The 11,212-nt window shown below is 69.4% G+C and carries 12 protein-coding genes; 10 read left to right on the forward strand and 2 right to left on the reverse strand.

Annotated elements, in window-relative coordinates:
* Positions 1 to 283 precede the first annotated feature (283 nt).
* Genes rplM through glmM form a run of 3 tightly spaced genes read left to right on the forward strand, consistent with a single transcriptional unit; the run spans position 284 to position 2,666 of the window.
* The gene (gene rplM, locus E3T19_RS01080; RefSeq protein ID WP_134407855.1) at positions 284 to 730 is read left to right on the forward strand and encodes a 50S ribosomal protein L13; all 447 of its coding nucleotides are present in this window, start codon (positions 284 to 286) and stop codon (positions 728 to 730) included.
* Between the two features lie 49 nt (positions 731 to 779).
* On the forward strand, positions 780 to 1,265 hold the full coding sequence (gene rpsI, locus E3T19_RS01085; RefSeq protein ID WP_088457153.1) for a 30S ribosomal protein S9: 486 nt from the start codon (positions 780 to 782) through the stop codon (positions 1,263 to 1,265).
* A 24-nt stretch (positions 1,266 to 1,289) separates the two neighbouring features.
* Complete coding sequence (gene glmM, locus E3T19_RS01090; RefSeq protein ID WP_088457152.1) at positions 1,290 to 2,666, forward strand: phosphoglucosamine mutase; 1,377 nt, start codon at positions 1,290 to 1,292, stop codon at positions 2,664 to 2,666.
* Positions 2,667 to 3,075: 409 nt separating this feature from the next.
* Here glmM and E3T19_RS01095 read toward each other — a convergent pair whose 3' ends face one another.
* Both E3T19_RS01095 and coaA read right to left on the reverse strand, forming a co-directional pair.
* On the reverse strand, positions 3,076 to 3,612 hold the full coding sequence (locus tag E3T19_RS01095; protein ID WP_134407856.1) for a GNAT family N-acetyltransferase: 537 nt from the start codon (positions 3,610 to 3,612) through the stop codon (positions 3,076 to 3,078).
* Between the two features lie 460 nt (positions 3,613 to 4,072).
* The gene (gene coaA / locus E3T19_RS01100; protein ID WP_088457150.1) at positions 4,073 to 5,029 is read right to left on the reverse strand and encodes a type I pantothenate kinase; all 957 of its coding nucleotides are present in this window, start codon (positions 5,027 to 5,029) and stop codon (positions 4,073 to 4,075) included.
* Positions 5,030 to 5,063: 34 nt separating this feature from the next.
* On the opposite strand from coaA, the gene glmS reads away from it, so the two are divergent.
* The 7 genes from glmS to rimI form a co-directional block, all read left to right on the forward strand.
* Complete coding sequence (gene glmS, locus E3T19_RS01105; protein ID WP_088457149.1) at positions 5,064 to 6,914, forward strand: glutamine--fructose-6-phosphate transaminase (isomerizing); 1,851 nt, start codon at positions 5,064 to 5,066, stop codon at positions 6,912 to 6,914.
* A gap of 122 nt (positions 6,915 to 7,036) precedes the next feature.
* Positions 7,037 to 7,393: a holo-ACP synthase gene (locus E3T19_RS01110; RefSeq protein WP_088457148.1), complete on the forward strand. Its 357-nt coding sequence runs from the start codon at positions 7,037 to 7,039 to the stop codon at positions 7,391 to 7,393.
* Entirely contained in the window at positions 7,390 to 8,547 is a 1,158-nt protein-coding gene (alr, locus tag E3T19_RS01115; protein WP_088457147.1) for an alanine racemase, read from the forward strand. Before E3T19_RS01110 ends, alr begins: the two co-directional genes overlap by 4 nt.
* 4 nt (positions 8,548 to 8,551) lie before the next feature.
* A complete protein-coding gene (gene tsaE, locus E3T19_RS01120; RefSeq protein ID WP_088457146.1) occupies positions 8,552 to 9,091 on the forward strand; it encodes a tRNA (adenosine(37)-N6)-threonylcarbamoyltransferase complex ATPase subunit type 1 TsaE in 540 nt (179 codons plus the stop codon).
* On the forward strand, positions 9,088 to 9,876 hold the full coding sequence (locus E3T19_RS01125) for a sulfite exporter TauE/SafE family protein (RefSeq protein WP_088457145.1): 789 nt from the start codon (positions 9,088 to 9,090) through the stop codon (positions 9,874 to 9,876). The genes tsaE and E3T19_RS01125 overlap by 4 nt, the downstream gene beginning before the upstream one ends.
* Positions 9,877 to 10,035: 159 nt before the next feature.
* Positions 10,036 to 10,671 (forward strand): tRNA (adenosine(37)-N6)-threonylcarbamoyltransferase complex dimerization subunit type 1 TsaB, encoded by a 636-nt coding sequence (gene tsaB / locus E3T19_RS01130; RefSeq protein ID WP_134407857.1) that lies wholly within the window; start codon positions 10,036 to 10,038, stop codon positions 10,669 to 10,671.
* Positions 10,671 to 11,212 (forward strand): ribosomal protein S18-alanine N-acetyltransferase (gene rimI, locus E3T19_RS01135; protein WP_134407858.1); only part of this gene is annotated, 542 nt, incomplete at its 3' end. The genes tsaB and rimI, both read left to right, overlap by 1 nt.

Consider the following 11,212-nt stretch of genomic DNA (forward strand, 5'->3'; position numbering starts at 1 on the left):
ACAGTGAGAGAACTAGACAGCTCCACTCTCGACCGGAGGTCCTCACCCGTCTACAGCTGAATCACACCTCGACCAACGTCCCTGGGCAGCACAGCTAGCACGCCCGGTTTACCGGCCCGAGTTGTGCCGGGGCGTGTCGTGAACTAGTGTTGTTCCTTGGTGTCTTAGGCGTTGCAGCCAGGCACACGAACGTGAGCCCTCCATCGATCGTGTTCTCTTCGAGAACACACCCGGAGCGGGATTCACGAACACCTCCGTTCGAAAACAAGAAAGCAGCACAACAGTGACGCGCACTTACACCCCCAAGGCAAGCGAACTCCAGCACGACTGGGTCGTTATTGATGCCACCGACATCGTTCTGGGTCGGCTCGCCAGCCACGCCGCGATTCTTCTTCGCGGCAAGCACAAGGCGACCTTCTCCCCCCACATGGATGGTGGCGACTTCGTCATCATCATCAACGCCGAGAAGATTGCCCTGACCGGCAAGAAGCTCGACCTCAAGATGGCGTACCGCCACTCCGGTTACCCGGGCGGCCTCACGGCCACGAACTACTCGGAGATGCTCGAGAAGCACCCCACCCGTGCGGTAGAAAAGGCGATTCGCGGCATGCTGCCGAAGAACTCGCTCGGCCGTGCACAGCTGCTGAAGCTCAAGGTCTACGCAGGCCCCGAGCACCCGCACGCTGCGCAGCAGCCCAAGCCGTACGCCCTCAGCCAGGTCGCTCAGTAGCGTCGGCCCCAGACTTCTCGATATCTAAGAAAAAAGGATTCACACCATCGTGGCGAAGATCGCAGACCAGATTGACGCAACTCCCGAGAGCTACTCCACCGAGACTCCCGCTGAAGTTGCAACCAAGGCGCCCCGCGCCGTCCTCAACGTTCCCGGCGCAGCCGTGGGTCGTCGCAAGCAGGCCATCGCCCGCGTGCGCATCGTCCCCGGCGCCGGCAAGATTGTCGTCAACGGGCGCGAGCTCGACGACTACTTCCCGAACAAGCTGCACCAGCAGCTGATCAACGACCCGTTCAAGGTCCTCGACCTCATCGGCAGCTACGACGTCATCGCCCGCATCACCGGTGGTGGCCCGTCCGGCCAGGCTGGCGCGCTGCGCCTCGGCATCGCCCGCTCGCTGAACCAGATCGACGAAGAGAACAACCGCGCCATCCTCAAGAAGGCCGGCTTCCTCAACCGTGACGCTCGCGTCAAGGAGCGCAAGAAGGCCGGACTCAAGAAGGCCCGTAAGGCGCCGCAGTTCTCGAAGCGCTAACCCGTTAGTCGAGTACACACTCATATGGCTCGACTTTTCGGCACGGACGGCGTCCGGGGCCTGGCTAACCGTGATCTCACGGCTGGCCTGGCCCTGGGCCTCGCCCAGGCGAGCGCCGTTGTGCTCACCAGTGGCCGCCGCGCAGAGGAACGACGTGCCCAAGGCCGTCGTCCCGTCGCCGTGGTCGCCCGCGACCCCCGCATTTCCGGTGAATTCATCACCTCCGCCGTTGCAGCAGGCTTGGCCAGCTCCGGCGTAGACGTGCTGGATGCCGGCGTCATCCCGACCCCCGCCGCCGCCTTCCTCATCGCCGACATCGGCGCAGACTTCGGCGTGATGATCTCCGCCTCGCACAACCCGGCGCCCGACAACGGCATCAAATTCTTCAACTTCGGCGGCACCAAACTTCCCGATGACGTCGAAGACCGCATCGAAGCGGTGCTCGACGCGGGCGATCAGCTCCTCACCCCGATTGCCGGTGACGTCGGACGCATCCGTCGCTTCGCCGACGCCGAGGACCGTTACGTCGTGCACCTGCTCGGCACCCTGCCGCACCGGCTCGACGGCATTCACGTGGTGCTCGACTGCGCCCACGGCGCGGCCGCCGGCGTGTCCCCGCAGGTCTTCACGGATGCCGGTGCCCGGGTCACCGTGATCGGCGCCGACCCCGACGGCCTCAACATCAACGACGGCGTGGGCTCCACCCACCTGGACAACCTCGCCAGAGCGGTGCTCGAGCACGGCGCAGACGTGGGCATCGCCCACGATGGTGACGCCGACCGCTGCCTGGCCGTCGACCGCGACGGCAACATCGTCGACGGCGACCAGATCATGGCGATCCTGGCCGTGTCGATGGCCGAACGCGGCGTGCTCAAGGACCGCACCCTCGTGGCGACGGTCATGAGCAACCTGGGCCTGAAGAAGGCCATGGCCGCCAACGGCATCAACATGATCGAGTCCAAGGTGGGCGACCGGTACGTGCTCGAGGAGCTCGACGCGCACGGGCTGTCGCTCGGCGGCGAGCAGAGCGGTCACGTCATCATGACCAAGTTCGCCACCACCGGCGACGGCATCCTCACCGGTCTGCACATCGTGGCCGAAATGGCCCGCACCGGAAAAACCCTCGCCGAGCTGGCCAGCGTGATGAAGGTGTTCCCGCAGATCCTCGTGAACGTTCGCGGCGTCGACCACCACGCCCTCGCCGGCGACGAGGTCATCGCGCAGGCCGTGCGCGACGCGGAAACCGAACTCGGCGACACCGGCCGGGTGCTCCTGCGCCCCTCCGGCACCGAGCCCATGGTGCGGGTCATGGTGGAAGCCGCCGACCAGCCCACCGCCGACCGTCTGGCGCACGCCCTGGCCGACGTCGTGCAGTCCCGCCTGGCGCTGCAGCCCAGCTAGTACCGCCTGTCCCGACTCTCCCGGTCGGTATCCGCATTTCGCACCCACGGCCATCCGTCGTGGCCCGTCTTGCGTCTCGCGGCACGGGTCGTGTGTCGTGGCACAGGATAAAACACGTGCCGCGAACACTAGTGCGTGCCGTGAGAACTACCGCGTGCCGCGGCGAAGGTTCGAACAGGTACCACGAAGTACAAAGTGCCGCAGGAAGCGAACGAAGCGCGGCCCAGGTAGCCGGCCCTGGACGGTGCCCGGCCGAGGCCCGGTGGCGCTCACCATGCTCCCGCCGCTCGGATCGGTCGCGTGGCTTCGGTCGTCCGTGCGTGGTCAACTGTTCCCCGTCCGGACAATTGCGTCCGGCACGCCGGCCGCAATTGTCCGTTGCGGCAACAGTTCCTGCCGCATTCCGGGCCTAGCCGGGAGCGGCGATCAGGTAGCGCACGTGACGGAGCAGGGGCGAGTCCTCGGGTAGCCGCGGGTGATCGAACTCACCCGCGATGTGCATGCCGAGCCGTTCCATCACCTTGCGCGAACGGATGTTAATGCCCGCCGTGATCGAGTTCACCTCCGCCAGGACGAGGGTCTCGAAGCCGAACTGCAGGGCGGCCGTCGCCGCCTCGGTCGCGAGACCCTGACCCCAGGCGGATCGGGCCAGCCGCCAGCCCACCTCCACGCCGCCGGAACCCGGGACGCCCTCGAGCATCGGCGCGAGGCCGGTGAAGCCGATGAACTCGCCGGTGTCCAGGCGTTCCAGCGCCCACAGCCCGTAGCCGTGCAGGTCGAACATCGCGTCCGCCCGGCCGGCGAGGGCATCACTTTCGGCACGTCTCAGTGGAGCGGGGAAGTAGCGCATCACCTCCGCATCCGCCGTGAGCCGGGCGAACGGCTCGAGGTCGGTCTCGCGCCAGCGCCGCAGTAGAAGCCGGTCGGTGCGCACGTCGAGGTCCATCGTTCCACCGTAGCCGTGCCGCTGCCGCCCGCCGCATCCCAGCCGCGCCGTAACTGTTGCCCATCCGGACTTCTGCGTCCGGCACGCGGGACGCACCTGTCCGCTGCGGCAACAGTTCGGGCGGATGCGTGCCGACCGGGGCCCAACCCGGGCTCAAACCGGGGGAGGCGCGGGCTCGCGGACACCCCGCGGCCGCGCCCACGTCGTCGCCGCCGCGGCGCCCACGCGCCGACGCCGCCGCGAATGAGCGGTCGGCGGCCTCCCGGACACAACTGTTGCCGATGCGGACTTTCGTGCCGGGTGTGCCGGGACCATTTGTCCGGACGGGGCCCAGTTGCCGGTTGGGCCGGCTGCCGAGCGCGACGGGCGCGGGGCTACGGGCAGCCGAGCACAATCAGCGCGACGCTACGGGCGGCCGAGCGCATGGGCGACAACGCCCCATGGCCGCCCACCGCGACACTCAGACCTTGCGGAGCAGCACCTTGTCGACGGTGTGGTCGGAGTCCTTGCGCAGCACCAGGGTGGCGCGGGAGCGGGTGGGGCGGATGTTCTGCAGCAGGTTGGGTTCGTTGATGCTGCCCCAGATGGTGCGGGCGCGGGCCCGGGCCTCGTCCTCGCTGAGGGAGGCGAACCTGTGGAAGAACGACTTGGGGTTCGTGAACGCGCCGCGCTGGAGCCGCAGGAACCGCTCCTCGTACCACCGGGAGATGTCGGAGGTGCGGGCATCCACGTAGATGGTGAAGTCGAATAGGTCGCTCACCGCGAGCCCGTGGCCCGGGGCGGGCGGCTGCAACACGTTCAGGCCCTCGACGATGAGGATGTCGGGCTGACGCACGACGACCTGCGCATCGGGCACGATGTCGTAGTTCAGGTGCGAGTAGAAAGGGGCGCGCACCTCGGCGGCGCCGCTCTTGATGGCGCTGACGAAACGCAGCAGCGTGCGCCGGTCGTACGACTCCGGGAAGCCCTTGCGTTCCATCAGGCCGCGACGGGCCAGTTCGGCGTTGGGGAAGAGGAACCCGTCAGTGGTGACCAGTTCCACCCGGGGGGTGTCTTCCCAGCGGGCCAGGAGCTCCCGTAGCAGCCGGGCGATGGTGGACTTGCCCACGGCGACGGACCCGGCCACGCCGATCACGAACGGGGTGCGCTGGGCGCGTTCCCCGAGGAAGTCGCTGGTGTCGCGGTGCAGCTTGCGGGCTCCCGCGGCGTAGAGGTTGAGCAGCCGGCTCAACGGCAGGTAGACATCCGACACCTCGTTGATGTCGAGCGGTTCGCCCAGGCCGCGCAGCTGCACGACCTCGGTTTCCCGCAACGGCAACCGGGTCGAGGGTGCGAGGGATGCCCACACAGCACGGTCGAGCTCCACAAAGGGGGTGCTGTGACCGTTATTACTGGGGCTCACCACCGGCTCGGACATCGAGACCAAGCATAGTGCGACTAAAATCAGGGCTATGTGCGGAATCGTAGGATATGTCGGAGACAACAAAAGCGTCGAGGTCCTCATGGGAGGTCTCCGTCGACTCGAGTACCGGGGGTATGACTCCGCGGGGATAGCGGTGATCGACGACGCGGGAGTGCTCAACACCGCGAAGCGCGCCGGCAAGCTCGCCGTGCTCGCCGCCGAGCTCGAGGCGCACCCGATCAACAACGGGCGCACTGGAATCGGGCACACCCGGTGGGCCACCCACGGTGGTCCGACCGACCAGAACGCGCACCCGCACCTGGGTGACGACGGCAAGCTCGCCCTCATCCACAACGGCATCATCGAGAACTTCTCGCCACTCAAGGACGAACTCCTCGCCGAGGGTTACGTCTTCGAAAGCGAAACCGACACCGAGGTGGCCGCCGTGCTGCTCGGCCGCGAATACCGCCGCCTGGGTGACCTGGGCGAAGCGTTCCGCACCGTCGTCGCGCGCCTGGACGGCGCGTTCACGCTGCTGGCCGTGCACCAGGACCAGCCCGGCGTCGTGGTCGGCGCCCGCCGCAACTCGCCGCTGGTGATCGGCCTGGGCGACGGCGAGAACTTCCTCGGCTCCGACGTCGCCGCGTTCGTGGAGTACACCCGTCGTGCCGTCGCGATCGGCCAGGACCAGATCGTGACCATCACCCCCGACCTCGTCACCGTCACCGACTTCTTCGGCGCCCCCGTCGAGGTCGAAGAATTCGACATCGCCTGGGACGCCTCCGCCAGTGAAAAGGGCGGCTGGTCCAGCTTCATGGCCAAGGAGATCTCCGAGCAGCCGGATGCCGTCACCAACACCCTGCGCGGCCGCATCCACGACGGCCAGGCCGTGGTGCCCGAGCTCGAGGCCTTCGGCGATGACGTGCTCGCCGGCATCCGCCGCATCGTGATTGTGGCCTGCGGCACGGCCGCGTACGCCGGCCAGACCGCCAAGTACGCCATCGAGAAGTGGGCGCAGGTGCCGGTGGATGTCGAACTCAGCCACGAGTTCCGCTACCGCGACCCGGTGCTCACCCCGGACACCCTGGTGATCTCGATCAGCCAGTCCGGCGAGACCATGGACACCCTGATGGCCGTGAAGTACGCCCGCGAGGCCGGCGCCAAGGCCATCTCGATCTGCAACACCCAGGGCGCCACGATTCCCCGCGAATCCGACGCCGTGATCTACACGCACGCCGGACCCGAGGTCGCCGTCGCGTCGACGAAGGGGTTCACCGGCCAGATCGCCGCGCTGTACCTCTTCGCGCTGCACCTGGCCCGGGTGCGCAACACCATGTCCCTGGAGGAGCTGGCCGCGCAGGTCGTCGAGCTGCAGGCCATCCCGGAGAAGATCGCCACCACCCTGTTGCAGGAAGACGCCGTGCGTCAGCTCGCCGTGTGGATGACCGACTCGCGCGCCGTGCTCTTCCTCGGTCGCCACGTGGGCTTCCCGATCGCGCTCGAGGGTGCGCTCAAGCTCAAGGAGCTCGCCTACATCCACGCCGAGGGCTTCGCCGCCGGTGAGCTCAAGCACGGCCCGATCGCGCTGATCGAGCCCGGCCAGCCGGTCTTCGTCGTGGTGCCGAGCCCCCGCGGGTCCGCGCACCTGCACCCCAAGGTGGTCTCCAACATCCAGGAGATCCGCGCTCGCGGCGCCCGGATCATCGCGATCGCCGAGCAGGGTGACGCCGCGGTGCTGCCGTTCGCCGACACCGTGTTCCACATCCCGCTCGCCGGCCCGCTGTTCGAGCCGCTGCTCGCCGTGGTGCCGCTGCAGATGTTCGCCATCGAGCTGGCCACCGCCAAGGGCCTCGACGTCGACCAGCCGCGCAACCTGGCGAAGTCGGTCACGGTCGAATAAGGCCGGTCGAGTAAGCCGGCCGAATAGGCCACGGATGCCCAGGGCTCGCCGCGTCATCGCCTCGCGATGGCACCGGGTCCTGGGCATTTCGCTGAGAACAGCACACGAGGATTGAGCAGAGCATGATCAAGGGCATCGGCGTCGACATCGTCGACCTGGCACGCTTCGACCGGCAGGTGGCCCGCACGCCCGGGCTGGTGCCGAGGCTGTTCGCGCCGGCCGAGCGCACCCTGCCGACGCACTCGCTGGCCGCCCGGTTCGCCGCCAAGGAAGCTCTGATCAAGGCCCTCGGCGACAGTGTGGGCGCCAGCTGGCAGGAGATGGAAGTGGTCTCCGACCCGCACGGCAACCCGTCCTTCGCGCTGACCGGAGCGGTGCAGGCCGCCTTCACCGCCCGCGGTATCACGAGCGCGCACCTGAGCCTGACCCACGACGCCGGGGTGGCCTGCGCGTTCGTGGTCCTGGAGGGGAACTCATGACCGACTTCCGTGAGGCCGTCATCGATCTCGGTGCCGTGCAGGCCAACGTGGAACACCTGCGCAGCCTGATCGGCACCCGGCACACCATGGCCGTGGTCAAGGCCAACGGCTACGGTCACGGCGCCGTGCCGGTGGCCCGCGCCGCCCTTGCCGGCGGCGCCGACTGGCTCGGTGTCGCCGACATCGACGAGGCCCTCGCCCTCCGCGCCGCCGGCATCGACGCCCCGCTGCTGGCCTGGCTGCACGGTCCGGATGCCGACTTCGCCGCCGCCATCGCCGCGGACATCGACCTCGGACTGTCGTCGGCGGTGCAGGTGCGCCAGGTCGCGGCGGCCGCCAACGCACTGGGCCGGCCCGCATCCGTGCAGATCAAACTCGAGACCGGCCTCAACCGTAACGGCGTCGACGAATCGGACTGGGCCGAGGTGCTGGGCCTCGCTGCCGCGTTCGAGCGCGTCGACCGGCTGCGGGTGCGCGGCCTGTTCAGCCACCTGGCCAACACCTCACCCGACGACGACCTCGCCGCCATCGCCAGCTTCGGCCGCGGGCTGGAGGCCGCCACCGCCGCCGGACTCACCATCGACCTCGCCCATCTGGCGTCCACGGCCGCCGCCCTGCGCCTGCCCGCCGCCCGCTACTCGATGGTGCGGTTGGGCATCGGTATTTACGGGCAGTCGCCCTTCGCCGACGCGGATGCCGCCGACCTCGGCCTGACCGCGGCCATGACTCTGCGCGGCCGGGTCGCCGCCGTGCGCCGGGTCGCCGCCGGCGCGGGCGTCTCCTATGACTACCTGTGGCGCGCCACCGCCGACACCACCCTCGCCCTGGTGCCGCTGGGTTATGCCGACGGGGTACCCCGCCAGGCCATGAACGCCGCCAGGGTGGCCATCAACGGAACCCAGTACCCCGTGGTGGGCCGCGTCGCGATGGACCAGTTCCTGGTAGACGTGGGCACCGACCCTGTCGCCGTCGGCGACGTGGTGGTGCTGTTCGGCGACGCCGCGGCCGGGGTGCCCACCGCCGCCGAGTGGGGCGCAGCCGCGGGAACCATCAACTACGACATCGTCACCCGGGTGGGCGCACGGGTGCCGCGTCGGTATGTGGGATCTGGGTCCCTGACCGACGCCGACAGCACCGAAACCACGAGGTCGTAGCCCGATGCGCCGCACCATCGCCGACCCCGAAACCATGCACGCCTTCGGCCTGGAAATGGCCGGGCTGCTGCGCGCCGGCGACCTGATGGTGCTCACCGGCCCGCTCGGTGCCGGTAAGACCACCTTCACCCGCGGCCTCGGCGAGGGCTTGCGCGTGCGCGGCGCGGTCACCAGCCCCACCTTCGTGCTCGCCCGCACGCATCCGAGCACGATCGGCGGACCGCCGCTGGTGCACGTGGATGCCTACAGGTTGAGCAGCGCGATGGAGCTGGACGACCTCGACATCGACTTCGCCCGCTCGATCGTGGTGGTGGAGTGGGGCCGCGGCCTGCTCGAGGGGATCACCGAATCGTGGCTGGACATGGAGATCGAGCGTCCGCTCGGCGCCTCGCAGGCCGACCCGGACGCCGACGTCGACGATGCCGTCGCCCTGGACCTGCCGGAACCTCGCACCGTCACGGTGACCGGCCACGGACCGCGCTGGCAGGACGGCCTCGGCTTCCGCAGCGACCCGGCCGGCCCGGATGAGCCGGTGCACGCATGACCGCCGCCCGGCCGACCGGCGCCTGGTACTGGAGCGCCCTCGTGCTCACCGGCGTCATCGGTGGACTGCTCTCCGGATTGTTCGGTGTCGGCGGCGGCATCGTGATGGTGCCCCTGCTCATCTCGCTGGTGCGCATGGACCAGCGCCGGGCGGCCACCACGTCGCTGGCTGCGATCGTGCCCACCTCCATCGTGGGGTCGCTCACCTACCTGGCCAACGGCCACATCGACCTGATCGCCGGCGCGATCATCGCCGCCGGCGCCGTGGTCGGCGCCCTGATCGGCAGCAACCTGCTGCAGCGCATCCCGCTGTTCTGGCTGCGCTGGCTCTTCATCGCGCTGCTCATCGTGGTGGCCGCGCGCATGCTTGTCGTGGAGCCGGAACGCGGAGCCGCCCTCGAGCTGAGCTGGGTCGTGGTGCTGGGATACCTCGCTCTGGGGCTGACGATGGGCATCGCATCCGGTCTGTTCGGCATCGGCGGGGGAGTGATCGCGGTGCCGGCCCTCGTGGCGGTGTTCGGCGTGAGCGACCTCATCGCCAAGGGCACCTCGTTGCTGGTGTTGGTGCCCACGAGCCTCGTCGGCACCATCGCCAACCTGCGCGCCGGGCTCGTCGATCTGCCCGCCGGCCTCGTGGTCGGCGCCGCTGCCACCGTCGCGGCGGTGCCCGGGGTGGCCCTGGCCGTGCTGATCCCGCCGCGCCTGTCGAGCATCCTGTTCGCCGTGCTGCTGATTCTCGCCGCCGGGCAGCTCACGGTGAAAGCCCTCCGCACCAAGCGCGCCTGACGCCCACCCGCCCCGCGTCTGCCGCGCCCAACTGTTGCCCGTGCGGACAAATGGTCCCGGTGTGCCGGACGCAAATGTCCGATTCGGCAACAGTTGCCCGTGAACGAGCCGGCGAGGCACCCGGCGGGCGGAGGCGCCCGGGCCGCATAGGCTGGACGGGTGCTTCTCGCCATCGATACCTCCGCCGGCACCAGCGTCGCCGTCGTCGACCTGACCCACGGCGTGATCGCCGAACGCGGCGTCCCCGACACCATGCGGCACGCCGAGGTGGTCGGCCGCCTCATCCAGGAGTGCCTCACCGAGGCCGCCATCCCCGTCTCGGCGCTCTCCGGCGTCGTCGGCGGCATGGGCCCCGGACCGTTCACCGGCCTCCGCGTCGGCATCGCCGCCGCCCGGGTCTTCGCGCTGGGCATCGGGCGCCCTCTCGTTCCCGTGGTCAGCCACGACGCCATCGCCTACGGCCACTACCGCACCGGCCACACCGGCCCGCTGCTCGTGGTCACCGACGCCCGGCGCCGCGAGGTCTACTGGTCCGCGTACAGCGGGGCGGATGCCGAGCACCTCCCGGTGCGTCTCGGCGCCCCGGCCCTGGCCAAACCGGCCGAGCTGCTCGAGGCCGACTTCGTTCACGCCGGCCTGCCCCGCCTCGACGCCGCCACCATCTCGGCCGGCGACCTCGGGATGGTCGCCGAACTCGCCTTCGCGGCCGGCCGACCGTTTGCCGCCGACGAGGCGCTCTACCTGCGCTCACCCGACGTGACGGTGTCCAAAAACGGTCCCAAGCGGGTGAGCTGATGACCTGGCAGCTGCGCCGCGCCCAGCCCGCCGACGTCGAGGCGATCATGGCCCTGGAGACGCACATCTTCGAAAACGACGCCTGGTCCACCGAGATGATGGCCCGGGATGTCGCCGACCCGGGCTGCTACTACCTGGTCGCCTTCCCGCCGGACTCGCCGGAGCACATCGTCGCTTACGCCGGACTGCAGGCGGCGTTGCGCTCGCCGGAGAGCGACATCCAGACCATCGCCGTGGCCGAAGAGGCCCGCGGCCGCGGGCTCGGCCGGGTGCTCATGCTCAGCCTGATCACCGAGGCCCGCAAGCGCGGAGCCCGCGAGACCTTCCTCGAGGTGCGCGCCGACAACCCCGGCGCCCAGCACCTGTACCGCTCGCTCGGCTTCGAAGACCTCGGCGTTCGCCGGGGCTACTACCAACCAGACAACGTGGATGCGATCGTGATGCGCCTGCCCATTCCGCCCGCCGAGATGCAGTTCACGGATGCCGCCGCCGCGCCGCCCGCCGCCGACCCGGCCGCACCCGCCGCCGACCCGGCCGCACC

Origin of the sequence: Cryobacterium sp. TMT4-31 (assembly GCF_004403385.1) — a bacterium.
In the GTDB taxonomy this organism is placed as follows: domain Bacteria; phylum Actinomycetota; class Actinomycetes; order Actinomycetales; family Microbacteriaceae; genus Cryobacterium; species Cryobacterium zongtaii.

What these genes read in the sequence shown, in the direction of transcription:
- coaA (WP_088457150.1), bottom strand. Translation starts at nt 5,029, where the DNA reads ATGTCCGAGCCGGTGGTGAGCCCCAGTAATAACGGTCACAGCACCCCC.
- glmM (WP_088457152.1), top strand. Translation starts at nt 1,290, where the DNA reads ATGGCTCGACTTTTCGGCACGGACGGCGTCCGGGGCCTGGCTAACCGT.
- glmS (WP_088457149.1), top strand. Translation starts at nt 5,064, where the DNA reads ATGTGCGGAATCGTAGGATATGTCGGAGACAACAAAAGCGTCGAGGTC.
- E3T19_RS01110 (WP_088457148.1), top strand. Translation starts at nt 7,037, where the DNA reads ATGATCAAGGGCATCGGCGTCGACATCGTCGACCTGGCACGCTTCGAC.
- alr (WP_088457147.1), top strand. Translation starts at nt 7,390, where the DNA reads ATGACCGACTTCCGTGAGGCCGTCATCGATCTCGGTGCCGTGCAGGCC.
- E3T19_RS01125 (WP_088457145.1), top strand. Translation starts at nt 9,088, where the DNA reads ATGACCGCCGCCCGGCCGACCGGCGCCTGGTACTGGAGCGCCCTCGTG.
- E3T19_RS01095 (WP_134407856.1), bottom strand. Translation starts at nt 3,612, where the DNA reads ATGGACCTCGACGTGCGCACCGACCGGCTTCTACTGCGGCGCTGGCGC.
- tsaE (WP_088457146.1), top strand. Translation starts at nt 8,552, where the DNA reads ATGCGCCGCACCATCGCCGACCCCGAAACCATGCACGCCTTCGGCCTG.